The 26,445-nt window shown below is 41.6% G+C and carries 19 protein-coding genes; 8 read left to right on the top strand and 11 right to left on the bottom strand.

Features of this window, described 5'->3' with window-relative positions; genetic code table 11:
* Positions 1 to 990, top strand: coding sequence for a Gfo/Idh/MocA family protein (locus tag O6P32_RS08140; RefSeq protein ID WP_178265882.1), 990 nt, complete (start codon positions 1 to 3; stop codon positions 988 to 990).
* A gap of 3 nt (positions 991 to 993) precedes the next feature.
* Positions 994 to 2,055: a DUF4421 domain-containing protein gene (locus tag O6P32_RS08135; protein ID WP_178265883.1), complete on the top strand. Its 1,062-nt coding sequence runs from the start codon at positions 994 to 996 to the stop codon at positions 2,053 to 2,055.
* Positions 2,056 to 2,391: 336 nt separating this feature from the next.
* Here the strand turns inward: O6P32_RS08135 and O6P32_RS08130 are convergent, their stop codons facing one another.
* Together O6P32_RS08130 and O6P32_RS08125 are read right to left on the bottom strand one after the other, a co-directional pair.
* A complete protein-coding gene (locus O6P32_RS08130) occupies positions 2,392 to 4,005 on the bottom strand; it encodes a hypothetical protein (protein ID WP_269877853.1) in 1,614 nt (537 codons plus the stop codon).
* A gap of 17 nt (positions 4,006 to 4,022) precedes the next feature.
* A complete protein-coding gene (locus O6P32_RS08125) occupies positions 4,023 to 5,189 on the bottom strand; it encodes a hypothetical protein (RefSeq protein WP_269877852.1) in 1,167 nt (388 codons plus the stop codon).
* A 151-nt stretch (positions 5,190 to 5,340) separates the two neighbouring features.
* Between O6P32_RS08125 and prmA the strand changes: the two genes are divergently transcribed.
* The gene (gene prmA / locus O6P32_RS08120) at positions 5,341 to 6,186 is read left to right on the top strand and encodes a 50S ribosomal protein L11 methyltransferase (RefSeq protein ID WP_178265886.1); all 846 of its coding nucleotides are present in this window, start codon (positions 5,341 to 5,343) and stop codon (positions 6,184 to 6,186) included.
* Between the two features lie 189 nt (positions 6,187 to 6,375).
* On the opposite strand, the gene O6P32_RS08115 is transcribed toward prmA, so the two are convergent.
* Complete coding sequence (locus O6P32_RS08115; protein WP_269877851.1) at positions 6,376 to 8,277, bottom strand: choice-of-anchor J domain-containing protein; 1,902 nt, start codon at positions 8,275 to 8,277, stop codon at positions 6,376 to 6,378.
* 20 nt (positions 8,278 to 8,297) lie between these two features.
* On the bottom strand, positions 8,298 to 10,880 hold the full coding sequence (locus O6P32_RS08110) for a TonB-dependent receptor (protein WP_269877850.1): 2,583 nt from the start codon (positions 10,878 to 10,880) through the stop codon (positions 8,298 to 8,300).
* A gap of 601 nt (positions 10,881 to 11,481) precedes the next feature.
* Here O6P32_RS08110 and O6P32_RS08105 point away from each other — a divergent pair.
* Positions 11,482 to 12,738, top strand: coding sequence for a phosphoglycerate kinase (locus O6P32_RS08105; protein ID WP_178265889.1), 1,257 nt, complete (start codon positions 11,482 to 11,484; stop codon positions 12,736 to 12,738).
* Positions 12,739 to 13,155: 417 nt separating this feature from the next.
* On the opposite strand, the gene O6P32_RS08100 is transcribed toward O6P32_RS08105, so the two are convergent.
* The 4 genes from O6P32_RS08100 to O6P32_RS08085 all read right to left on the bottom strand — a co-directional run bounded on the left by O6P32_RS08100 (position 13,156) and on the right by O6P32_RS08085 (position 17,632).
* Positions 13,156 to 14,085, bottom strand: coding sequence for a Ppx/GppA phosphatase family protein (locus tag O6P32_RS08100; RefSeq protein WP_269877849.1), 930 nt, complete (start codon positions 14,083 to 14,085; stop codon positions 13,156 to 13,158).
* A 17-nt stretch (positions 14,086 to 14,102) separates the two neighbouring features.
* Positions 14,103 to 16,169: an RNA degradosome polyphosphate kinase gene (locus tag O6P32_RS08095; protein ID WP_269877848.1), complete on the bottom strand. Its 2,067-nt coding sequence runs from the start codon at positions 16,167 to 16,169 to the stop codon at positions 14,103 to 14,105.
* Positions 16,170 to 16,274: 105 nt separating this feature from the next.
* Complete coding sequence (locus tag O6P32_RS08090; protein ID WP_269877846.1) at positions 16,275 to 17,387, bottom strand: glycosyltransferase family protein; 1,113 nt, start codon at positions 17,385 to 17,387, stop codon at positions 16,275 to 16,277.
* A 53-nt stretch (positions 17,388 to 17,440) separates the two neighbouring features.
* Positions 17,441 to 17,632 carry a type II toxin-antitoxin system HicB family antitoxin gene (locus O6P32_RS08085; RefSeq protein WP_178265893.1) on the bottom strand — a complete coding sequence of 64 codons (192 nt, stop codon included), beginning with the start codon at positions 17,630 to 17,632 and terminating at the stop codon, positions 17,441 to 17,443.
* A gap of 148 nt (positions 17,633 to 17,780) precedes the next feature.
* Between O6P32_RS08085 and O6P32_RS08080 the strand changes: the two genes are divergently transcribed.
* Together O6P32_RS08080 and O6P32_RS08075 are read left to right on the top strand one after the other, a co-directional pair.
* Positions 17,781 to 18,422, top strand: coding sequence for an HAD-IA family hydrolase (locus tag O6P32_RS08080; protein ID WP_269877845.1), 642 nt, complete (start codon positions 17,781 to 17,783; stop codon positions 18,420 to 18,422).
* Positions 18,423 to 18,516: 94 nt separating this feature from the next.
* Positions 18,517 to 19,149, top strand: a complete 633-nt coding sequence (locus O6P32_RS08075; protein WP_269877844.1) for a cytidylate kinase-like family protein — start codon at positions 18,517 to 18,519, stop codon at positions 19,147 to 19,149.
* Positions 19,150 to 19,239: 90 nt separating this feature from the next.
* On the opposite strand, the gene O6P32_RS08070 is transcribed toward O6P32_RS08075, so the two are convergent.
* Positions 19,240 to 21,303 carry an RNA degradosome polyphosphate kinase gene (locus O6P32_RS08070; protein WP_269877843.1) on the bottom strand — a complete coding sequence of 688 codons (2,064 nt, stop codon included), beginning with the start codon at positions 21,301 to 21,303 and terminating at the stop codon, positions 19,240 to 19,242.
* Between the two features lie 61 nt (positions 21,304 to 21,364).
* Between O6P32_RS08070 and O6P32_RS08065 the strand changes: the two genes are divergently transcribed.
* The gene (locus tag O6P32_RS08065) at positions 21,365 to 21,856 is read left to right on the top strand and encodes a metallophosphoesterase family protein (protein WP_269877841.1); all 492 of its coding nucleotides are present in this window, start codon (positions 21,365 to 21,367) and stop codon (positions 21,854 to 21,856) included.
* Positions 21,857 to 21,918: 62 nt separating this feature from the next.
* Entirely contained in the window at positions 21,919 to 23,058 is a 1,140-nt protein-coding gene (rfbB, locus tag O6P32_RS08060) for a dTDP-glucose 4,6-dehydratase (protein ID WP_269877839.1), read from the top strand.
* Positions 23,059 to 23,342: 284 nt separating this feature from the next.
* Here the strand turns inward: rfbB and O6P32_RS08055 are convergent, their stop codons facing one another.
* Together O6P32_RS08055 and O6P32_RS08050 are read right to left on the bottom strand one after the other, a co-directional pair.
* Positions 23,343 to 24,578 carry a sodium ion-translocating decarboxylase subunit beta gene (locus O6P32_RS08055; RefSeq protein WP_178265570.1) on the bottom strand — a complete coding sequence of 412 codons (1,236 nt, stop codon included), beginning with the start codon at positions 24,576 to 24,578 and terminating at the stop codon, positions 23,343 to 23,345.
* 1 nt (position 24,579) lies between these two features.
* The gene (locus O6P32_RS08050; protein ID WP_178265571.1) at positions 24,580 to 26,436 is read right to left on the bottom strand and encodes a biotin/lipoyl-containing protein; all 1,857 of its coding nucleotides are present in this window, start codon (positions 26,434 to 26,436) and stop codon (positions 24,580 to 24,582) included.
* Positions 26,437 to 26,445: the final 9 nt, after the last annotated feature.

Raw genomic sequence — 26,445 nt, 5'->3', positions numbered from 1 at the left:
ATGATAAGTCTGAAAACCGTCAATTGGGGATTCATCGGATGTGGTGAAGTAACCGAGAAAAAAAGCGGCCCAGCCTTCAACATGATTGAGGGTTCCAAAGTAGTGGCTGTGATGAGTCGTGATGAAGAAAAAGTAAAATCATATGCACGCCGGCACAATATCCCCCGCTGGTATACCGATGCACAAGAACTGATAGGCGACGAAGATGTAAATGCCATTTATATCGCTACCCCTCCCTCCTCTCATGCAACATTCGCCATTATGGCCATGAAAGCAGGAAAACCGGTATATATAGAAAAACCGATGGCTGCCAGCTACGAAGACTGTGCACGCATCAACCGTATTTCGAAAGAGACAGGTGTACCTTGCTTTGTAGCCTATTACCGACGCTACCTCCCTTACTTCCAAAAAGTACGTGAACTGGTAGAAAGTGGAGAAATAGGCAATGTAATCAATATTCAGATTCGCTTTGCCCAACCTCCGCGCAACCTCGACTACAACAGTACCAACCTGCCCTGGCGTGTACAACCAGATATTGCCGGAGGAGGTTACTTTTACGATTTAGCACCACACCAGCTGGATATGCTGCAGGATATGTTCGGCTGTATTCTCGAAGCCGAAGGTTATAAAAGCAACCGTGGCGGATTGTATCCTGCAGAAGATACCATCAGCGCCTGTTTCAAGTTTGAATCCGGATTGCCTGGTTCCGGTTCATGGTGCTTTGTAGCTCATGATTCGGCCAAAGAAGACAGAATTGAAATCATAGGAGACAAAGGTATGATTTGTTTCTCGGTATTTACCTACGAACCAATAGCACTACATACCCAGCGAGGAAGGGAAGAAATTCTTCCTCCCAACCCACCGCATGTACAGCTTCCGCTTATCAAAGCAGTAGTAGAACATCTGCAAGGAAAAGCCATCTGCACTTGCGACGGTATCAGTGCGACTCCTACCAACTGGGTAATGGACCGTATTTTGAATAAACTGTAAAACATGAAACTGTTTTTCCGATACATTGGAATTTTTCTGTTTCTCTGTCAAAGCCTTCATGCTCAGACAGAGAAACGGAAGAGTTTTGCACAATGGCTCGAAAAAACATTCAGCGAAACAGATACAACCTATATTTCGCCCAATAAATACAACCTGACATTCATGGTGGAACAAAGTTTCTGGCACGAACGGTACAGTCTGAAAGGCGATATAGGAGATGGTAAACAAAGCATCAGTTTCGCCCCTAATGCGACCCCTAAAATCGGAGCATATTTTGGCTGGAGATGGATCTTTTTAGGATTTTCATTCAGTATCCCGGATTTAATAAAAAAGAATAAAAACGGAAAATCGAAGGAAGAATACGTCTTCAACCTGTACAGTTCGCGCATAGGACTGGATCTGTACTACCGAAAAACAGGAAACGACTTTCACATTACTTCTTACTCCAATTTCGATATTCCTTCCGACTACATCGGACAAGACTTTGGAGGATTTCAAAGCAAAATTGTAGGACTCAACACATACTGGATATTCAACAATAAACATTTTTCCTACCCGGCAGCATACAGCCAGTCCACCAACCAACGCCGCAGTTGCGGCTCGTTTATGGCCGGATTCTCATACTCACACCACCAGATTTCGTTCGATTATACCCAACTTCCGGACGAAATGATTACCCACATAGCACCTTCTCTTATCTTTAACCGGCTGCAATACCACGACTACAATTTAAGTGCAGGATATGGATATAACTGGGTATTTGCAAAAAACTGTCTGCTGAATGTTTCTCTCATGCCGGCAATTTCTTACAAACGGGCTAAGATAAACGGAAAGCCTGCCAATCTGGATGACAGCTGGACCGGATGGATGAAGGATTTGAACTTCGATTTAATAACCCGTGCCGGTATTACCTGGAACAACAGCAAATATTATGTAGGAGCTTCACTCATTGTCAATACATACGACTACCGCCGTACCCGCTTTGCCATGACCAACTCCTTTGGTAGCTTGCGCATCTATGCCGGATTCAACTTCTGGAAACGAAGGGAATACAGAGAAAAATAGAACTTTACCACGATATACAGTTGCTCTTCTCCGAACCCAAATCTCATGCTACCAATAAAACCGTTCCCTTCTATCTGTCTTTTTCTATATCCGACGACGTCGGCTGCATAATCGGCGTCGCTAACTATACAACCGGCGACGCTGACTGTATAAACGACGACGGCGGTTACACCACATTCTATGTTGTAATACGCTACAATACCCTCATACAACAGAAACAAGAACAATGCTTTTCCGATAAAGCCGTCAAAACATAAAATTAGGGCTGACTTCGTTTTTACAAAGCCAGCCCTAAACAGAAATATCTCTTTTCTACTTTTTATCAGACAGTAAGAATCAGAAATGTACTCCCAATGTCATCAGCAACTGATGGCGTTTATTGTCTACCTTTGTTGCAGTCAGCGAAGTATCACTGAATGCATAGAAATCGGATTTATACATATCATATTTATAAGCCAGATCGGCATAAAAGCGATTGCCGCGATATCCAAGCCCTACAGTAACCGTATTACGGCCAAAGTCGTTAAAATACTCCGTATCGGTACGCATATCACTTGCTCCCAAAGCTTTATAAGCCGATTCTTTAAAAACAGAAGAACTGAAATTATATCCGGCACGTACGCTTAATGAAGGTAAAATACGAGCTTCTGCTCCTACACGTACAGTATGTACCCCCTTCAAATCGTCCTTTGCATAACTGTTTTGTTCCTCCATATCGTAACCGTCAGAATATTTCAACTTGGCAGAAGCATAATTCATAAATTCATATTCGGCTCCTAATGCAATGTTTCCGGCCACGACTGTTCCCATACTTACATTGAAACGCCATGGAGTCACCATCTGATAGTCGCGAAGTACATCTCCATCGGTATAATATTGAGGAGATTCCTTAAAATCCACATGAATAGGCTTTCCTGTACTACTTTCTCCATCCAAACGTGTATACATCATAGAAGAATAAATATCGGTCAGTGCATACCAGATAGGTGTATGAACAGCTATTCCAAAACGGAAAGGCGATTCTTCAAAAGGACGGAATATCGCTCCAAATTTAAAGTCAAATCCCGTACCGTCTGTACTGAAAGTATTATTAATTTCGTAATAACCGCTTGCGTTCTTATCCGTTACGTCTTCCGTATAATACGAAGTACGACGGTAGCTCACATCATGTACACCTATAGTGGCTCCAAAATACATGCGGTCTTCCACATTGAATGATACGTTGAAATCGTAATCGCTAATACCTCCTTCTTCCACACTACGATAACCATTGGCAATACCATTCATATAAGCAAGATAATCACCCTGCTCGTCTGTTCCCACATAAACCAGCTCACTGCGTACTCCCATCACGCCCAGATACGGATAAGGAGACTGAGTAGGATGATATGGATTAGGAAGATCGTACCCTTGCATTCCGTAATTGTATATATCACCAATTTGCTTATCCAAGGTAGATGGACCATCTATCCAGGCATTTATCATATTAGCCATCTGTCCGGTTTGTGAGATTCCCCCCAACATACCTCCCGAAGCAAACTGCCGGTTAAAGTTTTTACTCTTATGATAATTGAATCCAAAGTTTACATAACGCAGTTTGGTACGGTTTCCTATCTTACTGGTATATACAAACCCAATCTGGTCGAACGAAGCACGGTTGCGTTTTTCGTTCATTGTATTTCCTCCGAAATCGCTTGCAGTCTTCGTTGCATTAAATCCGAAGGAAGCCGTAAAATCATGCCCTCTGAACAGACCGATACCAGCCGGATTCGAGCCAATCACAGAGATATCTGCCCCCAATGCACTCATGGCACCTCCTATTCCCACAAAACGGGCTGTTCCATTCAGTTCATTACCACTAAAACGAGCTGCATCATAGGGTGTCTGTGCCGTTGCCCCTATGAATGACAACAGCAGAGAAGCAGTTGCTATAGTCTTTATATTTTTCATATCCATTTCTATTTTTATTATCTTCTATGTGAACCGCTACGTACGTTTCCACCTCCACCGGAAGCACCTCCGGAAGAGTAATTTCCGCGGCTTGAACCACTACTGTAGCTCCGGTTTGAACCAGAATTACGCATACGTTCGTATGCATTGGTATTGCGGTAAGAGTTACTGTTCGATGCAGGACGAGTGGTAGTAGTAGGACGAGTGGTAGTAGGACGGGTATAACTGTTTCCTACTCTGTTACCTCCAGTACTTGGACGAGTATATACTGCATTATCTCTGCCTACACGTACCCCATTACTGCGTACCGATGTGTTTGCATCGCGGCTTCCAGCCACCACACGTCCTCCCGTACGTCCTCTATTATCAAGAGCCCGACGGTATGAGGAAGAAGAAGGGCGAGCATAGCGTACACTTTCGCGACGGTTATTGTAATTATAAGAAGGACCAGCCCAGCCATGATAAGGATAGTGATGGTGATGATGCCATCCCGGTCCCCAATAACCTGGTCCCCAGTAACCACCCCAATATCCACCATACCAATATGGAGAATACCAGCTGCTATACCAGGGTGAACCCCATCCGAAACTCCAGTTAGGTCCATAGAACCCGAATCCCCAACTTGGTCCGTAGAATCCCCAGTTCCAACGCCAGTTCCACCACATCGGATTGCTGTAGGTAGGAAATACATAAGCATACATTCCGTCATCGTATACATTCCAATCCCATGACGGGTAAACTCCCGAAACTACTTCCCAATACAACGGACTGCTTACAGGAATAGCATAACGGGGACTCCGGAAACGTACGATACGCATGGCATATTCATAATCGTCCTGCGAACCTTCAAATCCATTCACCCACTCTCCACGTTCGCTGTAAGGTTTTTCCTCTATGTAGAGTGTATCATTTTCTACCGAAAAGGTATTGTCGCGTGAAGTATACCGACGATTATACTCATCTACATCCCTCACTTGTCCGGTCACATCTTTTACCACTATCTTTGTAGGAGTGGTTGCTGCATACATAGCCACAGTATCTGTGCTTTGTACTTTCTTTACCTCCTCTTTTTGTTCTACTTTCTTTTTCTTCTTAGGAACAAAGTACAAGTCATCATGACTCTGCGCCATAGCCAACGCCGGTAAGACGGCAATCAGCAATAAAGTAATAAATCGTCCTTTCATAGGCGTCTTATTTTTAAATTTTCTTCTTTATCCAATTGTTCTTACTTACAAAAATAAACAGATATTTTCTTCCTGCAAGTGGAAATACGCAATTTCGGCCTCAGGTTTTTCCTATTTTACTTATATTTGTAGAAATTAAAGATTCCTATATATGAAATACTTTGAAATTACTTTTACTGCACAGCCTTGCAATGAAATTGTTACGGATGTGCTATCTGCCCTGATTGCGGAGATAGGCTTTGAAAGTTTTGTAGAATGTGAAGGAGGTATACAGGCATATATTCAGCAAAGCCTTTTCGATGAAGAGGCACTAAAAAATGTATTGGCCGACTTCCCCCTGCCCGACACAAATATAACTTACAGTATTTTTGAACCGGAAGATAAAGACTGGAACGAAGAATGGGAAAAGAACTTTTTCCAGCCTATAGTAATAGACAACCGTTGTGTAATACACAGCACGTTCCATAAAGATTATCCGAAAGCTGAATATGATATTGTAATCAATCCTCAGATGGCTTTCGGTACCGGACATCACGAAACAACCAGTTCCATTTTAGGCGAACTGCTGGATGCGGATCTGAAAGGTAAATCTGTCCTTGACATGGGATGTGGTACATCTATTCTTGCCATTCTGGCAAGTATGCGTGGCGCCGACCCGGTAACAGCCATCGATATTGACGACTGGTGTGTAAACAACTCACGTGACAACATTGCACTGAACAACATTCATAATATTACAGTAGAGCTGGGAGATGCTTCCTTACTTGAAGGACGCCAACCATTCGATGTGATTATTGCCAATATCAACCGCAACATTCTGATGAACGATATGGCAGCTTATACAAACTGCATGCATAGTGGTTCGGAGATTTACATGAGCGGATTCTACGTTGAAGATATACCTGTTCTGAGAGAAAAAGCAGAAAGTTTGGGCTTGGAATTTGTACATCACCGCGAAAAGAACAACTGGGCAGCAGTGAAGTTTATAATGAAATAAGCTACATGTGATATAAAAAACGTTACTTGTATCGTGTATTCACGTTATTAGTAACGAACCACAACGATGCTTGTATCGGAAACCAACGATACAAGCATCGTTGTTTTATACCATACCACAAAAAAAATCCCTATCCGGAAGTGAAATATCACTCTTCGGACAGGGATTTTCCAAAACTATAAACTAATATTATTTACTTGAAATCTCCGGTTCACCGGCCTGTTCAAACTGACCTCCACCCAAGCTCTTGAACTTGAATGTATAAACGAAGTAACCGCCATCGTATACAGTGGTTGATACAACATAGTGTACATCGGCTCCGTTCATTTGAGCATCAGCATTCGGATATTTCAATTCCAAAAGCTTCTTGGCACCCTCAGCAACCATGTTTGCAAGGTATACTTCAGCCTCCTCGTCACTCTTGTCTGTCAGTACACCATCCGGGTCGTTAGAACGACGTTTCGGCAAACTAACGTTGAAGTTTGAATAGTTTACACTAGCACCAAACCAATATTCAGAGTCTTTGTATTTAGCATCAATGTATCCCGGATGATTTTCTGCCACCCAGTCTACCAGAATCTGATAGTCATCTTTGGTCATTGACACATTTACAATCGGGCTAAAGATCCACTGGCCACTTACCACGATATAAGTCTCCTTGCTCTTGGTCACAATGTTCTTATTAAGTGTCCAAGCAGTATCGTACTTATATTCGTCGCCAATCATAGTGGTAGTCTTATTGGTACTGTCATAATATTTATAAAGAACTACCTTGCTATCGCCTTGCTGTGCATAAGGATATTTACCTGCCAGGAATTGTGGCAAATAGTTTTCAGGCTTATCAGAAGAGCTGAAATTGTCGTGAGAACCCGGAGCACCCATCGCATCATAATCTGCCGGAGCTACCAATATAGCCTCACTACCCTTATAAGCTTTCCACTGAGCGCCATCGAACTGATACAACGCATTGTATGGTTTTTCGTTTGTTTCAGACATGCGTGATGTAGTCACTTTTACATTGTCAATCTGTATGGTAGTAGTTGCTACACCGTCTTCGCCACGATAACGGAATGCAAAATAAACGGTCTTTCCATTGTATGCAGCCAACGAGTAAGTTCCCACATTTGCTTCATCTGTATATCCACCAGAATTTCCTTCCGGAAAATTCAAAGATGAAGTAATTTCTGTCCAGTTGGCTTCAGAGAAAGCATCTCCACCATCATATGAATCCGATACATAAACAGACAAACAATCGCCTTTGTAATATCCCATCGCCAAGTCGAAAGTAAAACCGGCATCAGCACTTGTAATAGCTACAGCAGGAGTAACCAAACAACGGTCCAATTTACCACCAGCTTTATAAGCTGACAGTTCGAAACATCCGTCTTCCTTGTATACATTAGCCTGCCATCCTTTTGTACCTTCCACAATTAAATCTTTCCAACCGGGCAATGCATCTACATAAGCATCATTTTCCAATGAATTGAAATCTTCAGAGAACAAGTCTTGACCCTGTACGTATTCCGGATCCTTTTCATCGTACTTATAGTCTACTGCAACAAAACTACCTGCAGAAGCATCCGACATACTAGCCTTCAACACTTCCGGTAATACTGTTTCGGGAGCATGTTTAGGACTCAGGAAAGACATTGTTTCTTCTTCACCCCAAACTTTTGCATAGTCATCGTCTGTCAACTCATAGATAGCAACATTAGCAAACTGTTTTACTTCCTCTGAAATTTCTTCCTGGAAATTATATGTAACCCCTACAGTAGAACCTTCTCCCCACGAAGGATATAAAGATTTCAATATAGCAGGCACATACTTATCTGCAGTAGCAAACGAGTTCAAAGCCAAATCAGTCTTTACCTTATTAGCCAAAGCCTTATTGGTTTCATCTTCTCCTGCATCAGCCAACGCTGCTTTTGCGATGCTTTCATAATCGGCCTTTGTCAAGACATATTCTTCTTTGCTTTTGGTTACATCAGAACCCTGAGCATCTATTTCCTGATAAATGTCGCCTAAGGGATCGCACGAAACCATCATGGTTCCCAATAACGACATAGCAATTAAATTATATTTGAATTTCATATTAATCATTCTTTTATCGATTAAAACATTACTTTAAAACCGGTTGACCAAGTAGTACCAAATCCGTAATATACCAATGCTGTATCCCAGTTATGGTTTGCTCCATCTTTGGCATCAGCAATATAGCATGTATTTGTTACGTTGTACACATTACTATATACTACAGCTTTCAAGCCCTTGCATAATTCGAAGCGATAGCTCAAGCCCAAATCGATTGTATAGAAATCAGGCAACTGCCATGCGTCTATACCTGCATCAGATTTACTGGTACGGTTTGCCGGATCGAAATCAGCGTAGTTCTTACCAGCATAGTTATAATCGACATTCAACTTAAATCCTTTGAACATTTCCCAAGATGCAGATAAGGCACCTGTCATCTGTGCAGAATTTCCTACATGTACATCTTTTACATATGCATTGTAAGTACCTATAGGCTTATCCATATCATCGTATAAAGTAAAGCTTACATCATCAGCCCATCTCCAGTCACCATAAGAGAACATACCTTTCAGTTCCAGGTTCTGTACCGGTTTGTAAGTAGCTTCCAATTCAACTCCCATATGTACGGCATCCAAACCGGTAATATTAGCAGATTCACCAGCTGTAATCTGTCGGCGTAAACTCTTATCGTTCCAACGAGTATAATAACCGTTTAAAGCCAAGTTGAAATTTTCAGTGCTGAAACCATAACCTAACTCGAAAGTCATAATCTTTTCGTACGGAGCATCTGCATTTGCTTCAATGGTATTATTGGGGAATACAGAATTGAAGAATGGAGCACGTGTAAAGTAACCAGCATTAAAGAATGCATTATGATTTTCTGTAAACTTATAGTTAAATCCACCTTTCACACTCCAAGGCAAGAAGTGATAGAAGTCTGAGATTTTCTTTCCGTCAATAGGCTTTCCACCACGATCGTGATAACGATAAGCTTCTTCAGTCAATGAAGCAGAAGCGAAAGCAGACCATTTTTCTACAGAATATTCTGCCTGAGCAAACAAACCTGCCCAAACAATTTCACCTATGCTATAATACTGTACATAATCACCTTCTTTCAGTTTCTGGTTAGGTGACTGGAAATCCAAAGCCTTACTTCCCGGATAATAATATTCTCCACCCAGCAAATTATCAATCTTTTCAGCGTGATAACCTCTATAGTAACGTCCGTCGAAACCACCAGTGAAAGTAAAATGCTCAGTAAAGCGATTCTTATAAGAACTCAATATTCCATACCACTTATGGTCGTTAATGGCATTGGTAAAGATAGCCTGAGAACCATTTTCAGATTCAGCATTAGCCTTCATAGCCGAATCGTAATCAATCAGTCCATTAGCTGTCATCATCGCTTCTTCTTCCGGACGACCTGTATTATAATTAATGGTCAACCAGTCGCTATGATTACCGCGAACACGGCGTCCACCACCAGTAGCAATTGATGCGTACAAAGAAGTAGACAAAGAAGAATTTTCATCAATAGTCCAGTAATGGTTCAATGAAATCTGAGGTTTGTGATAGAAATTATAACCATATCCACTACCTGTCAGTTCACCATTAATATATCCGTAACCATTATTAAATCGACCGCCGTCGGGACTGTTTTTATAATCTTCAATCTTATGCATAGTGCTACGCTGATTATGCCACTGAGGAGCACCAAATGCAGTAAGAGACAATTTATGATGAGCATTGATTACTTTCGAGATATTTCCAAAATAAGTCCATCCTTCATAATTTGTTCCTTTTACATAACCATCACCAGTATTCAAAGCTCCCATCAAAGTAACAGCCCAACCATTATCCATCAAACCGGTAGACAATGAAACTGAATACTTGCGATAGCCATCATTACCAATACCAACATAAGCAGAACCTCCACGTTTTGCTTCTGTACTCTTAGTTACCATGTTCATGGTACCTCCTACAGAAGAAATACCCAAAGCAGAAGCTCCCAGACCACGCTGTACCTGAATGAATTGGCTAACATCAGACAAACCAGACCAGTTTGACCAGTAAACTTTACCGTTTTCCATACCATTGATAGGTACACCATTAATCAAAATACCTAAATTTGAAGAATCGAAACCACGCATATTGATACGTGAGTCACCATAACCTCCACTTTCACGAGTTACGTATACAGACGGAGTAGACTTCAGCAATTCAGGGAACTCCAAGTTACCTACCTTCTCTTCAATTGTAGCCAATTTCACATTTGAAATAGGAATAGGTGTTTGACGGTCACTCTTGATAATGGAAGCAATGACACTTACTTCATCCAAGCCAATAGCATCCGGTTTCATGGCAATCTCTCCCAGATCCACCGTTTTTCCCGAGAGTTTTACCTCCCGACGTACTTCATTGTAACCTACATAGCTAAAAACCAAAGTAGCTTTCGAGCCTTTTACTTCGAAAGAAAAATTACCGTCTACATCGGTAATAGTACCTAAAGAAGTTCCACTAACAGATACAGTAGCACCAATCAATGGCTCACTGTTATCAGCATCTACGACCCTACCTTTCAATGTAGCCTGAGCTACAGCTGTTGCAATACTACATACAGTAAGCACTGCAAACAAAAGGAAATGTTTCAGATGTTTTTTCATACGTCTCTCTAAATGTTTAATGAAATTTAAATATGTTTATAGACAAATATAGTAAAATTATATAATAATATCATATTTATAATTAAGCAAATCAGATATTTAACAGCTTTATGTTAATAGCTTATCCTATTAACAATACATTCTCATAAAGTGAAATAAGTTTAATACTTTAGAAACGGATTCCTCTTGAAAGTTCTTATAATTAACACATTATAATTTATTAGCACCAACAATAATCTAGTTTCAGTTCTTTGTTATTCAAATTCAATGCAAATATAAGTTTTTTAACTCATATTTATATTACGAAACAATTACAAATTGTCAGAAGAGAACAAAATAAATCCAATTTTCGCCCCATTATCCAATCGTTTTGAGCCTGTTTTCAATTATAAACATTATATAAAATAAAAAATTTATAGCAAAAGTATTATGCTGACAATACAAAGCAAGACAAAACAGAAGATATGTTTTTAGCAGAAAATAACACATCCGAAGAAAATAATACGTTGCTTTTTACGGCTCTTCCATTTTTTTCTTAACTTTGCGCTGCAACTGATAAGATAAAATACGGAATTATTTTAAACAATAAAATATAGAGATTATGATGACTATTGACAAATTCAACTTTGCCGGTAAAAAGGCAATCGTTCGTGTGGACTTCAATGTTCCTTTGAACGAAGAAGGTAAAATTACTGACGATACTCGTATCCGCGGTGCACTGCCTACTTTGAAAAAAGTTTTGGCTGATGGTGGCGCTTTGATTATCATGTCACACATGGGTAAACCTAAAGGCAAAGTAAACGCTAAATATTCTTTGAGCCAGATTGTAGACGCTGTATCTGCTGCTTTGGGTGTAGCTGTTAAGTTTGCTCCAGATTGTGCAAAAGCTTCAGAAGCTGCTGCTGCTTTGAAACCGGGTGAAGTTCTGTTGCTGGAAAACTTGCGCTTCTATCCTGAAGAAGAAGGTAAGCCTGTAGGTATCGAAAAAGAAGATCCTGCTTACGAAGAAGCTAAGAAAGCAATGAAAGCTTCTCAGAAAGAATTCGCTAAAACTTTGGCTTCTTACGCAGACTGCTACGTAATGGACGCATTTGGTACTGCTCACCGTAAACATGCTTCTACAGCTGTTATCGCTGACTACTTCGATGCTGACCACAAAATGTTGGGCTACCTGATGGAAAAAGAAGTACAAGCTGTTGACAACGTTTTGAAAGATATCAAACGTCCGTTTACTGCTATCATGGGTGGTTCTAAAGTTTCTACTAAGATCGGTATCATCGAAAACTTGATGGACAAAGTAGACAACTTGATCTTGTGTGGTGGTATGGCATTTACTTTCGCTAAAGCTCAGGGTGGAAAAATCGGTAACTCATTGGTAGAAGACGACAAATTGCAGTTGGCTCTTGACATCATCGCTAAAGCTAAAGCTAAAGGTGTAAACTTGGTTTTGGGTTGCGACTGTATTGCTGCTGACAAATTTGCTAACGATGCAAATACTCAGGTTTGTGACGACAAGAACATTCCTGACGGATGGATGGGTCTGGATGCAGGTCCTAAGACTCAGGAAGAATTCAAAGCTGCTATCAAGGGTGCTAAGACAATCTTGTGGAACGGTCCTGCAGGTGTATTTGAAATGGATAACTTCGCTGCTGGTTCTAAAGCTATTGCAGAAGCTATCGCAGAAGCAACTAAAGAAGGTGCATTCTCTCTGATTGGTGGTGGTGACTCTGTAGCTTGTATCAACAAGTTCGGTATGGCAGATCAGGTATCATACATCTCTACTGGTGGTGGTGCTTTGTTGGAAGCTATCGAAGGTAAAATCCTTCCGGGTATCGCAGCAATCCGTGGTGATAAATAATTTATTTCCACTATATAATTATAAAGGACGTACTAATCAGTGCGTCCTTTTTTATATCTGTTCCTGCAGATAACAGAAAATAATTCAAGGTACCCCGATTATTTCTATCTGATTATTTCTTTATCAAACGAAAGTTTATCCCTGTTTATCCTATAACTTTATAATCCCAATCGTATTCTTCTGATATTCATACTAAGACATAAAAAATAAAATCTATAGTAATTTTAAATCATATTACTATCTTCTAAGGAAACAGTTCCCAAACATCAAAACAAAAGCTCCCGCACAACTCCTTACCAGATTATAGCCCATGAAACTAATAGATTGACAACAAAAAAGTTGAGCCAAAAACGATGCATTCATTTACATCATCATTGACTCAACCTTCTATTCGTTTTCTACTCAGATAAAAGCAAATCAATCTGTTGTTTCCAAAGGATTATTCTTACGATAAAGACAGTCTATAATACCATCCGACAATCCAATAATAGGAACATAAATATAAGTAGAATGAAGAATATCAGCAATAGTCAGGAATATATCCCCAGCAGGTACAATTACGTCTGCACGGTCGGGCTTCAAACTATACTGTTCCATCCTTTCTTCTACCGACAAAGCTTTCAGTGCATCGTGCAAATGATGTAATGATGCAACCGACATCCTTTTCTGTTTTTTATCTTTCTTTTCTATCAAACGATACAGTTTATTGATGTTTCCACCAGAACCAATGATATTAATCTGAGGATAAGAACGAGAAAGTTCTTCCATATCCAGACGCAATCTGTCCCATTCCGTATCTTTTACAGCATTATTCAGAATACGGACTGTACCAATATTATACGAACGACTACACATCAGTTCCCCTTTCGACAGGAAATTAATCTCCGTACTGCCTCCACCTACATCCACGTAAATATAATTACCCTTACGGTCTTCCATATATTCCAGATGGTTGTTATAGATAATTCCAGCTTCCTCCTGCCCATCAATTATCTCTATCCGGATTCCAGTTTTCTTTTCTATTCTTTTTATGATATCCTTTCCGTTTCGGGCATCACGCATAGCCGAAGTTGCACAAGCACGATAATCCTGCACATCGTATATTTTCATCAGATTACTATACGACTTCATTAAACGGACCATATTCTTCTCTTTCTTTTCCGATATTTCTCCTTTAGAAAAAACGTCAAATCCTAAGCGCAAGGGCACACGCAACAGCAATTCCTTAAACGAACAAAGTTGTTCTCCTTCCCGCTCAACTCGCTTTATCAACAACCGAACAGCATTCGAACCTATGTCTATCGCAGCATAATTCAATGCTTTCTCCTCTTTATCCTGTGTTTTCATTTCCACTTTATTTAAAGTTATATTTTCTCATTCTCTGCCAAATAATATTTATACAAAGCCTCTTGTGAACGGAAATCCGACTCTCCGGAAGCTTCCCAAAAGCGGTTTTCTCCTGTTCCATCTACAATACGACCTTGCACATTATCCAACAGTCCATATTCCACGATACGCTTCATTTCTCCCTTTATCACCGGATCGTATACCGGAGTTATCACCTCAATACGATGATCCAAATTACGCGGCATCCAGTCGGCAGATCCCAGGAAGACTTTTTCATCACCACCGGCAGCAAATACAAAGATACGAGAATGCTCCAGATAACGGTCGATGATTCCATGAATTCTGATATGATCACTCACTCCATGAATACCAGTCATCAAAGAACAGTTTCCACGAACTACCAAATCTACATCGACACCAGCCTGTGAAGCCTCATAGAGCTTCTCTACCATCACCGGATCTGTAATGTGGTTGATTTTTATTTTAATATAAGCCGGCTTTCCTGCCCTCTTATTCTTAATCTCCTCATTTATCAGTGCAACAAACTTCTTCTTCATCTCATTAGGAGATACAAGCAAATTTCTAAAGCGAACAGGACTATACGGACGTTCTATAAAATCGAATACAGTATTCACCTCTTTCACCAAGGAAGGAAGAGCAGTCATCAGCACACAGTCTGTGTACATACGTGCATTCCCTTCGTGGAAATTACCCGTACTGATACAAGCAATATCCGGTCCTTTTTTCATTCCGATATGTGTGATTTTAGAATGCACCTTCAGTCCTTCCACACCGAAAATTACCTTAATACCGGCATCCTGCATTTTCTTTGACCAGGTAATATTTGAAGCCTCATCAAAACGAGCCAACAATTCGATAACCACAGTTACCTTCTTTCCGTTACGGGCAGCAGCAATCAAGGCTTTTACCACCTTCGACTCTTTTGCCAAACGATACAAAGTAATCTTGATACTATGGGTTTGCTTACTTACGGCAGCTTCCTGCAAAACACGAATAAAAGAATCAAAATGATGGAAGGGAACATGGATAAAGCGGTCTTTCTGACGAATCTTTTCCAGCAGACTTTCTTCTCCATCCAATTCCTTCTTCAGCACAGGCGGCCAGGCAGGATATTTTAATTCAGAATGTCCGCAATCCGGAAATCCCATCAAGTCTTTGTGATTCTGATAACGTCCACTGCTTAATACTGTATCCAGACTGTCCAAATCCAATTTCTTCAATACACGCTTCAGCAAATCTTTCGGCATACTTCCATCATAAAGTACACGTAAAGGTTCACCACGCCGGCGGCTCTTTACACCTTTCGAAATCTTCTGAAGTGTACCCGAACGCAAGTCATTATCAATTTCCATCTCTGCATCGCGGGTAAACTTAAAGGCATAAGCTTCAAAGTCTGTATACCCCAATCCTTCGAATACCAATGGGAGACAACAGCGAGCTACATCATCCAGATACATCAGATAACTCTTTCCATCCGAATCCGGCAAACGCACAAAACGCCCACATACATTTACCGGTAGTTCAATATACGCATAATCCACCGAACGTTTGTCGTCACCATCAGCTACTTTCACAGCAAGATAAATATTCTCATCATTCTCACTGTCGAGCAATTTCACAGCAGAGAACCATACCGGAATCATCAATCCGCTAAGATTCTTTTTATAATAAGCACGTATAAAGTCCAGCTGCTCCGGAGAGACCTCCTTATCCGAAACTAAATAAATATTGTTTTTACGAAGTTCTTCCGTAATACGGTCTACAGTTTCCTCATACTCCTTTACATATCGCGCATTCAGTTTACTGATTTGCTTAATCAGTTTTTTAGCATGCTCACGCTCACGCACTGCCGATCTGTCCATACATTCTGCAATGCGGTTTTGAGTAGCCATACGTACACGGAAAAACTCATCGAGGTTATTTGAGTAAATCCCCAAGAATGTCATACGTTCCAGCAAAGGCACATGCGGACGTGTAGCCTCCTGCAAGATACGACGATTAAAATACATCCAACTAATATCTCTCTCAAGATAATAATCTTCTTTTTTCTTTTTCTGAGCCATGATACAATTTTTTTGTAAAGAAAGAGAATCCATGTTACAAGACTATGTCAAAAAACATAACTTTTTATCTTCTGGCTCATAAAGATAAAAAGTTTTTTTCATTATTTATACAAATTCCTCTACCATATACATATGATGTATCTGATTTTGAGGAATAAACTGTTCCAATTCGTCCAACATGACATAACGTGAAGATTGAACCCAACGAACAAAATCAGGATTAGGGCGGTAGTTCTCTGCAAACGCCAGCAAATGATCCAAATTAAAATCCGTACTTACAATACCTGCTCCGTTTTTTACAGCATCAAAAGCATTACATTCCTGTTCAATATGTGCCGGAACCATCAACAGAGGTTTTCCCAAATACATGGCTTCACATACCGATTCAAAACCTGCTGTGCTGGCATAAGCCTTACAGCCTGCCATCTGACGTAAGAATTCCACATCGTCCAGCTGATAGAAAGACAAGGTATCATCGACTTTCTTCACCGGTTCTTCCCCCCAGCTATCCCAAAAGAAGCGAAGAGGCACTTCCGGATGTTCGTTATGCCATTGGCACACATTTTCGGCAAAGCCCACATTCAGCATATATCCGTGGATATAGTTTCCGGAAGATACTTCCTGTGTAAAGACATCTTCTCTCAACAGTGGAGGTACGACATGTGTCTTTCCATCTTTAGGCATAGAACGGAACGACAGGGCCAGTCTGCATTTTGCTCTCAACGAAGTCAAACGGCTAAACACATTCATCAGAAACAGACTGCAACGATTCTGTTTAGGTAATTCAAAATCTTTATGGAGGAACAGATACTGATGTCCCAGACAGATTTGCGGAACAGACGGGCGGAAGAAGAAATAAGTCAAGCCAGTAAGTAATTCATAAAAATTGATTACAATATCGGCACCGCTTTCCTGTATTCTCTGGTTAATATAGCACATGCTTTCCACATATTCCGGCAAGCGAAGCATATTATAAAAAACACTGCGAGGCAAGTTCATATATGTTTTAGCTCTTGACGGCAGGAAGTTAGGACTCAGAAACTGTTTGACCGGTGCGTGTACGCTTCTATGGAAAAAGCCCGGCAAACGACGTGTTTCACTCTTGCCAACCAGAATCTCTACGACTTCATGTCCGTTATCACGCAACAGTTTCTCTAACGAAATAGCTTGGGTAAGGTGACCTCTTCCCTCTCCCTGCACAATAAACAATGCTTTCATAATGCTATATTAAAATAATATTTTTTATATTTACCCTATTGATAGTAAGTGTTTCAGGCGATATCCTCCAACTCATACACAGCAGATATTTCACAAAAGAAATCTTCTGCCATAGATTCTACACGCTCTATTACATCTTCTACCGTTTCACCATAAGCACAACACTGATCATATCCCATCAAATAACCATAGTAATCGCCCGAAGGTGTACACTCTACCATATATTTTCCATTTACAACTTCCATAATATTGCTCCTTTTTAAAAACTACTCAAAATACGACAATCCATATTTCGGGAAGATGTACAAACAGTTACTTTTCCATTAAAAATCAATATTTATCGCATACCAGACAAAAAACATTAATTTTGCAGCCGAAACAACATGAAAGAATATGAAACGTTATACTACTTACCTGTTCGATTTTGACTATACACTGGCCGATTCATCCAAAGGTATTGTGCTCTGTTTCCGCCATGTACTCAACCTTCATGGTTACACTGGCATTACAGATGAAGAAATAAAACGTACTATCGGAAAAACTCTGGAAGAGTCTTTTTCAATACTGACCGAAGTTACCGATGCCGACACACTGGCAGCTTATAAAAAAGAATATGTAAAAGCTGCCGACCAGCATATGACTGTCAATACCTTTCTTTTTCCGGAAACCCTGTCCGTACTTACCCAACTAAAGAAAGATGGTGCCCGGATTGGCATTATCTCAACCAAATACCGCTATCGGATTATGGAACTGCTTTCCCAGAAACTCCCGGCTCAGTTTCTTGATATTATAGTAGGCGGAGAGGATGTAAAGACTCCCAAACCTTCACCCGAAGGACTTCTTTTTGCTATCGAACATCTCTCTGTGCCAAAAGAAGAAACCTTATATATAGGAGACAGTACAGTAGATGCAGAAACAGCCCAAGCAGCCGGAGTCGATTTCATGGGAGTCTTACATGGGGCTACAACCCGCAGTGAACTGGAAGCGTACCCTCATGTTGGAATTGCACCCGACCTTACTCTTCTGACAGAATAAAAATCCGGACAGAAAGAAAAGAATATTACCATTCAGAAGAGATAAACAAAGAAAAATCGCTATATTTGTTACAAACAACTAAACCTCATACACTATGAATGACCATTATGTAATTAATCTTGGACGTCAGTTGGGTAGCGGCGGAAAAGAGATAGGAGAAAAACTGGCAAACGATTTGGGTATTGCCTTTTACGACAAAGAACTGATCAATCTCGCTTCCGAAGAAAGTGGTCTGTGCCGTGAGTTCTTTGAAAAAGCCGATGAAAAAGCTTCACAAACCTTGTTGGGAGGACTGTTTGGAACACGCTTTCCTTTTATAACAGAAGGAGCTTATCCTTATAATTCTTATCTGAGCAACGATTCTTTGTTTAAGATACAAAGTGATGTCATCCGTCATTTGGCTGAGAAGCAGTCCTGCCTTTTTGTAGGACGCTGTGCGGACTATATTCTGCGCGACCATCCGCGTTGTGTCAATGTTTTTGTTTCCGCTTCGCCTGAAGCCCGTATCGAACGTTTGACCAAACTTCATCACATCAGTGAAGAAGAGGCAGAAGAATTAATGGAAAAAGCCGACAAGAAGCGTTCTTCTTACTATAACTACTACAGCTACAAGACTTGGGGAGCAGCTGCCACTTACCATCTTTGCATCGACTCTTCTGTTTTGGGTATTGACGAAACAGTGAAGTTTATCAAACAATTTGTCAAACAGAAACTTCAATTGCCTTAATCCTGATTGGAATACATTGGTAATGTAAACGATAAAACATCCTTTCTCTTTCTACTATAATCCTATGCAGAAAAGAGAAAGGATGCTTTTTTATCTTGAACGTTTAGGCAACTTATTTTTCAGATACTGATAAAAATCATATTGCGCACGCCGCTTAGGCTCATCAGGGTTACGTTTAAACCGGTTATTCAGCTGACTGTCTACCCAACAAGCCTTCCAGTTGGCATTCAACTGAATCCGAAGCATATCAATCAGTTCCTGTTTCAAATCCTTATCCAGCACGGGAGTTACCGCCTCAATACGCCGGTACAAGTTCCTCCGCATCCAGTCTGGTGAACCCATATAAACCAACGGATTGCCATCATTGCCAAAATACCATACACGTGCATGCTCCAGAAAACTGTCTACAATACGTGTAATCCGTATATTACGGCTGAATTCCTCACCCGGAACCAGACAACAGATTCCCCTTACTATCAAATCAATCTCAACTCCTGCCTCACTGGCCCGATACAGCTCATCTATCATGGCTATATCCTGCAGTGCATTCATCTTAAGCACAATGCGACCTTTTTTCCCCTTTTTAGCCAAAGCAATCTCGCGATGTATCCGCTTCTTCAGTTCGGGCAACAAGTTGAACCGGGCAATAAGCAAACGATGAAACTGAGGTTCCTCTTCTTCTTTCTGCAAAACCCGAAACAAATGATGCATATCTTCTACAATCGTCTTGTTGCAAGTATACAGAGCAATGTCTGAATAAATCTTGGCAGTCTTCTCATTGAAATTACCGGTACTCACATAAGCATAACTCCGAATCTGTTCTCCTTGTTTGTTATACCTCAAAACCAGTGCTACCTTAGCATGAACCTTCAAGCCCGGAATACTGAAAATGATATGAATACCCGCCTTACGCATCAGTTCGGCTGTAGCCAGATTGTTTTCTTCGTCAAAACGTGCTTTCAGTTCCACGAAAACCGTCACCCGTTTTCCATTCTGTGCTGCTGCAATCAGTGCATTAATCACCTCCGAATGCTCTGCTACACGATACTGGGTAATCATAATCTCACGACACATGGGATCGTGTACCGCCTCGTACAGAAAATGAATAAAATGGTCGAAACTATGATACGGATAATGCAGCAACAAATCCTTACGGGCAATCCTGCGGTACATGAAATGAGGTTCTTCCAGTCCCGGCAAACGCATGGGTACCGGCTTCTGCATCGGCTTCAGGTCGGGATTCGGATTAGGAAGCTGAGCCAGATCCTCCAGATTCAGATGCTTGTCCCCCTCCACCAGTTCTTCCTCCGTAATAGAAAAGACATCCATCAGAAAGCCCAAAAAGTCGGCAGGCATCTTGCGGTCGTACACAAAGCGGGCTACAGCCCCTATCTTGCGTTTCTTTACCTTCTCCTTCAATTTCTCCACCATATTCTCAGGCGGTACATCGTCTACAAACACATCCGCATCGCGCGAAATCTTACAGCAGAAACTACAATCCACCTCATATCCGGTAAAAACTTCCTTCAGATTATCCTTGATAATATCTTCCAGAAACATCAGATAGTACGTATCCCCCTGCTTGGGAAGTTCCACAAAGCGCGGCACCTTGCTGTAAGGCATCTTCACGATAAAATACTCCGCTTTCTCTTTACCGAGCTCATGCACCCTCACAGCCAGATACTGACGGTTATCGCGTAAAAACATACGTACCTTGTCCTTCTCTACCTTTACCGGTTGCAGATAAGGAAAGACTTCCTCCATAAAGAAACGATGCACAAACTCTCTGTGGAAAGGTTCTACCTCCTGCCGAGACTGATAAAAGACAATATGATTCCGGCGCAAAGCCGGAAGAATCTTCTGCTCGTAGATACGTACGCGCTCCTCAAGTTGTGCATTCACAATCCGGGCTATCTGCTGAATCAGTGTGTGTGCCTCGTCCACGGTCATATCTTCGCTCTTTCCACCCGAAGCCACAGCCCGATGCTCTGCCACACGTACTTTATAAAATTCTTCGAGATTCGACGAATAGATAGAAATAAAGTTGATACGCTCATACAGGGGAAGATCATCGTCGTCGGCCTCCAGCAAGACACGGAAATTGAAAGACAGCCAACTTATATCGCGGTTAAAATACTTATATTGCTTTTCCATGACGTATAGCATTCAAGGTTTTCTCAAAAATAGTACCTTTGTATGACAAAACAAAGAAAAAATGACAAGAATCGGACTATTATCTGACACACACGGCTACTGGGACGACCGGTATCTGAAATACTTTGAACCTTGCGACGAAATATGGCATGCCGGCGATATCGGCTCTATGGAACTGATTGAACGATTACAAAGTTTCCGCCCCGTGCGGGCCGTATATGGAAACATCGACGGGCAGGACATACGGAAAGCCTTTCCCTGTATCAACCGCTTCCAGATAGACGGAGCCGATGTACTGATGAAACATATTGGCGGTTATCCCGGAAAATACGATCCGTCCATACAAGGCACTCTTCTTGTCCGTCCTCCCAAACTTTTCATCAGCGGACACTCTCACATACTAAAGGTAAAATACGATAAGACTTTGGGTATGTTGCACATAAACCCGGGAGCAGCAGGAAAATACGGCTTTCACAAAGTACGTACACTGGTACGTTTCTGTATAGATAATGGAAGTTTTTCGGACCTTGAGGTCATAGAATTAAGCGAATAATACTTGTTTCTTAGAAAAATCTTTCCGTACTTTGCAGCCTGAAAATATACAACAAACTGAATATGAAAACTTATTTAGTTACAGGAGCGGCCGGATTCATCGGCGCGAATTATTTAAAATATATCTTAGCAAAACATAACGATATCAAAGTAGTAGTTCTGGATGCACTGACTTATGCCGGTAATCTGGCTACTATCGTAAAAGATATAGACAATGAACGCTGTTTTTTTGTAAAGGGGAATATATGCGACAGAGGATTGGTAGACCAGTTGTTTATAGACCACAAATTCGACTATATCGTTAATTTTGCAGCAGAAAGCCATGTAGACCGAAGCATCGACAATCCACAATTATTCTTGCAGACCAATATCTTGGGTACACAAAACCTGCTCGATGCAGCACGCCGTGCATGGGTTACCGGAAAAGACGAAAACGGATACCCTACATGGAGAAAGGACGTACGTTTCCATCAGGTTTCTACAGACGAGGTATATGGCTCACTGGGTGCAGAGGGATACTTCACCGAGGAGACACCGCTTTGTCCTCACAGTCCGTACAGTGCCTCAAAGACCAGTGCAGACCTTATTATAATGGCTTACCACGATACTTATAAAATGCCGGTTACCATTACACGCTGTTCCAACAACTACGGACCGTATCATTTCCCGGAAAAACTGATTCCTTTGGTCATCAAGAACATTCTTGAGGGAAAACGGTTGCCGGTCTACGGAAATGGTTCGAACGTACGCGACTGGCTGTATGTGGAAGATCACTGTAAAGCAATAGACCTGGTGGTTTGCAAAGGAAAAAACGGTGAAATATACAATGTAGGCGGACACAACGAGAAGCAAAACATTGATATCGTAAAACTGACCATCGCTACGATTCATCGTCTGATGACAGAGTACCCTGAATACCGCAAGGTGCTGAAGAAAAAAGAACTCAACGAACAGGGAGAAATCTCTATCGACTGGATAAACGATTCTTTGATTACTTTCGTAAAAGACCGTTTGGGACACGACCAGCGATATGCCATCGACCCAAGTAAAATTACCCGCGAACTGGGATGGGAGCCGGAGACCAGCTTTGAAGAAGGCATTGTAAAAACCATCGAATGGTATCTGAACAATCAGGAATGGGTAAAACTTGTAACCAGTGGCGATTATCAGAACTATTACGAAAACATGTACAAAAACAGATAAGACAATCTTCAAAAGAAATATTCATTTTTCTCATCTTTATGATAAGAGATGAAATTCTTTTCTATACAAACAATATACATTTACATTTCTGAAAGAGTATTATATACGACGTCGTCGGCTGCACAGTCGGCGACGTCGTTTTTATAGCCTCCGTCGTCAACTATACGGACAGCGCCGCCGAATGAAACCCGATATCAGCCACAGCATTATTCCTTACAAGAAAAAGGAAAAGGCGTAAACCCACTTTCATGGACCTACGCCTTTAGTTATATCACGGATATTGATTATCCCAGGAATGAAATCAGCACACCGGCAGCTACAGCCGAACCGATTACACCCGAAATATTACTTGCCATACAATACTGCAAGACATGGTTCTTCGGGTCGTACTTCAAGGCTATCTCATTTGCCACACGGCTTGCCATCGGCACGGCACTCAATCCGGTAGCTCCAATCAGCGGATTAATCTTCTTCTTGGTAAACAGATTGAATACCTTTACAAACAGAATACCTCCGGAAATAGACAGTGCAAATGCAAGGAAACCACCTATTACAATACCGATGGTGGTCCAGTTAAGGAAAGCATCTGTCGTCATGGTAGCTCCAACCGAAATACCCAGGAAGATAGTTGCCGCATTCATGATGCTGTTTGAAGCCGCATCAAACAAACGGGAAGTATTGCTTCCGATTTCTTTGACCAAGTTACCGAACATCAGCATACCAATCAAAGGCACTGCACTCGGCACAAAGAGTGCTACGATAGTAGTAACCACAATAGGGAACAAAATCTTCAGTACCCGCAAGTTCTTGATTTCGGTAGACGACGGATATTTCTTTTCCTGCTCCTTCATATTAATGGAAAGTTCCTTCTTCGTACACCAGATACGTACTACCAAAGGCACAATAACCGGTACCAGCGCCATGTACGAATAAGCCGCAATAGCGATAGGACCCAACAAATGAGGAGCCAGCTTAATAGTAGTAAAGATAGCTGTCGGACCATCGGCACCTCCGATGATACCCAATGAAGCAGCTTCTTTCGGAGTGAATCCCATCAGAATTGCTACCAGCAATACGGCAAAAATACCCAACTGAGCAGCAGCTCCAAAGATAGACAAGCGGAGGTTACGCAACATCGGACCAAAGTCGGTCAACGCACCTACACCCATAAAAATAATCGGCGGCAGGAAGCCGGTTTTAATCAACATATAATAAATGAAGTTCATCAGTCCCAGCTCGTGTGCAATTTCATGCAAAGGCATTTCCCAAATGTTCTTCATTACTCCATTCACCATGACCATACCGTTCTCGTCGGCCTGTATCACTCCCATATCTCCTCCGGGGAAATTGGCCAGCAATACCCCGAAAGCAATCGGTACAAGCAGCAACGGTTCATATTGTTTTTTAATTCCCAGATAGAGCAATATGAAAGCAATGGCATACATGATGAGGAAACGCGGATCAGCCACAATGTTGCTGAACGCAGTCATATCATACAATTTTGCAAATATCTCTTCCATATTACAGAATCTTCATTAAAACATCGTCTTCAGAGACCGCATCACCGGAGTTAACACAAATAGCTGTCACCGTTCCGCTGAACTCTGCACGAATGGCATTATAAGTTTTCATTGCTTCTACATAACAAACTACATCTCCCTTCTCTACCTTATCGCCTACTTTCAAAGGAGTTTCCTGAGCACTCTTGGTCAGGAAGAACTTACCTTCCAGAGGAGAAGTGATTTCTTTGCCTTCACCGGCATGAACGGCAGCCGAAGTATCGCCTGCTGCCGGCTGTGCTGCAGCCAATGTAGCCGGATTTACATCACCGAAGGCTACTGTCACACGATAAGCCTGTCCGTTGACATCGACAGTCAGTACCTTGGTCGGTTCGTTTGCCATATGTACTTCTTCTTTTTCGGCACGGCGTTTCTTTACATCTTCCAGGAAGTCGGCCTTAGCCTTTCCGCTCTTATAGGCTTCGTACTGTGCCGGATGCATGGCATATTCGAAGAGTTCTTCGTCGTCCTCTCCTGTTTCCCATTTCTTTTCCCACATCATCTGGCGATATTTCTCCAGCTGGTCCGGGTAATTATCCTGCGGATTTCCGGTAAAGAACTTACGTCCTTCGCGTTCTGCCTTCTCTACAATTTCGGGAGCAAGTTTGCCAGGCAATTGTCCTGCCTTACCCAGAATCATATCCCAGATATCGTCGGCTATCATACCCCAGCGTTCCTTGCCTTTTTCCATCTGAATGACATTCATCATAGCCAGGTTCTTGACATACTGACTGAAAGGAGTTACCAGACACGGATAACCTACACGAGGCCATACATAAGCTACTTCATCGAACAGCTTGATGAGCAACTCGTCTTGTGTCATAAACGGCAGATTGCGTTTTGCCTTATATTTGTTGATAGATTCAAGATTGGTTTCCAGGTCGGCCATCAAACTTCCCATCATACCACCGGGCAATCCGGGAGCAATAAGCAACGAGTTCATCAAACGGTTCTTCGGACTGATGTAAAGTCCCAGGAAGTCGTCCATAAATTCCTGAATCATGGAACGGACTTTCATGTAAGCCTGCATATTGATTTCCGGAACCTTGAAACCGGCATCTTTCAACATAGCCTGTACACTGATGACATCGGCATGTCCTGTACCCCAGGACAGCGGTTCCATACCTACATCTACATAATCGCAACCGGCCTTACATACCTCAAGAATAGAAGCCATATTAAAGCCCGGACCTGCATGAGAGTGATACTGAATCACGATATCCTTTTTAATCTGCTTGATACCGGCTACTACTTTTCCCAGGAACACCGGACGACCGATTCCGGCCATATCCTTGATACAGATTTCATCGCAACCAGCCTCAATCAGCTTCTTGGCCATATCGAGGTAATATTCTACGGTATGTACAGGAGAATAAGTGATACAAAGACAGCATTGTGAAATCATTCCGGCATCGTGAGCATAGCCGATAGAAGGGATAATGTTGCGGACATCGTTCAATCCGCAGAAAGTACGGGTAATATCAGTACCCTGTGCTTTTTTGACTTTATAGAACAATTTGCGGACATCGGCTGGAACCGGACTCATACGTAATCCGTTCAGCGCACGGTCGAGCATGTGTGTCTGAATACCGGCTTCGTGAAAAGGTTTTGTCCACTCCCGGACAGCTTTATTCGGATTTTCACCAAACAGCAAATTAACTTGTTCGAAACCACCCCCGTTTGTTTCTACACGGGCAAAACACCCCATTTCAATAATGGCTGGGGCCACCTTTGTCAACTGGTCTACACGCGGTACATATTTTCCGGCACTCTGCCACATATCGCGAAAGACCAAACTAAATTTTACTTCTCTTTCCATGATAGATAC

Source organism: Phocaeicola acetigenes, from assembly GCF_027529745.1.
Classification (GTDB): domain Bacteria; phylum Bacteroidota; class Bacteroidia; order Bacteroidales; family Bacteroidaceae; genus Phocaeicola; species Phocaeicola acetigenes.
Note: the sequence above shows the minus strand (reverse complement) of the source record. Positions and strands in the feature narration are given on the sequence as shown.

What these genes read in the sequence shown, in the direction of transcription:
- O6P32_RS08140 (WP_178265882.1), top strand. Translation starts at nt 1, where the DNA reads ATGATAAGTCTGAAAACCGTCAATTGGGGATTCATCGGATGTGGTGAA.
- O6P32_RS08135 (WP_178265883.1), top strand. Translation starts at nt 994, where the DNA reads ATGAAACTGTTTTTCCGATACATTGGAATTTTTCTGTTTCTCTGTCAA.
- O6P32_RS08130 (WP_269877853.1), bottom strand. Translation starts at nt 4,005, where the DNA reads ATGAAAAATATAAAGACTATAGCAACTGCTTCTCTGCTGTTGTCATTC.
- O6P32_RS08125 (WP_269877852.1), bottom strand. Translation starts at nt 5,189, where the DNA reads ATGAAAGGACGATTTATTACTTTATTGCTGATTGCCGTCTTACCGGCG.
- prmA (WP_178265886.1), top strand. Translation starts at nt 5,341, where the DNA reads ATGAAATACTTTGAAATTACTTTTACTGCACAGCCTTGCAATGAAATT.
- O6P32_RS08115 (WP_269877851.1), bottom strand. Translation starts at nt 8,277, where the DNA reads ATGAAATTCAAATATAATTTAATTGCTATGTCGTTATTGGGAACCATG.
- O6P32_RS08110 (WP_269877850.1), bottom strand. Translation starts at nt 10,880, where the DNA reads ATGAAAAAACATCTGAAACATTTCCTTTTGTTTGCAGTGCTTACTGTA.
- O6P32_RS08105 (WP_178265889.1), top strand. Translation starts at nt 11,482, where the DNA reads ATGATGACTATTGACAAATTCAACTTTGCCGGTAAAAAGGCAATCGTT.
- O6P32_RS08100 (WP_269877849.1), bottom strand. Translation starts at nt 14,085, where the DNA reads ATGAAAACACAGGATAAAGAGGAGAAAGCATTGAATTATGCTGCGATA.
- O6P32_RS08095 (WP_269877848.1), bottom strand. Translation starts at nt 16,169, where the DNA reads ATGGCTCAGAAAAAGAAAAAAGAAGATTATTATCTTGAGAGAGATATT.
- O6P32_RS08090 (WP_269877846.1), bottom strand. Translation starts at nt 17,387, where the DNA reads ATGAAAGCATTGTTTATTGTGCAGGGAGAGGGAAGAGGTCACCTTACC.
- O6P32_RS08085 (WP_178265893.1), bottom strand. Translation starts at nt 17,632, where the DNA reads ATGGAAGTTGTAAATGGAAAATATATGGTAGAGTGTACACCTTCGGGC.
- O6P32_RS08080 (WP_269877845.1), top strand. Translation starts at nt 17,781, where the DNA reads ATGAAACGTTATACTACTTACCTGTTCGATTTTGACTATACACTGGCC.
- O6P32_RS08075 (WP_269877844.1), top strand. Translation starts at nt 18,517, where the DNA reads ATGAATGACCATTATGTAATTAATCTTGGACGTCAGTTGGGTAGCGGC.
- O6P32_RS08070 (WP_269877843.1), bottom strand. Translation starts at nt 21,303, where the DNA reads ATGGAAAAGCAATATAAGTATTTTAACCGCGATATAAGTTGGCTGTCT.
- O6P32_RS08065 (WP_269877841.1), top strand. Translation starts at nt 21,365, where the DNA reads ATGACAAGAATCGGACTATTATCTGACACACACGGCTACTGGGACGAC.
- rfbB (WP_269877839.1), top strand. Translation starts at nt 21,919, where the DNA reads ATGAAAACTTATTTAGTTACAGGAGCGGCCGGATTCATCGGCGCGAAT.
- O6P32_RS08055 (WP_178265570.1), bottom strand. Translation starts at nt 24,578, where the DNA reads ATGGAAGAGATATTTGCAAAATTGTATGATATGACTGCGTTCAGCAAC.
- O6P32_RS08050 (WP_178265571.1), bottom strand. Translation starts at nt 26,436, where the DNA reads ATGGAAAGAGAAGTAAAATTTAGTTTGGTCTTTCGCGATATGTGGCAG.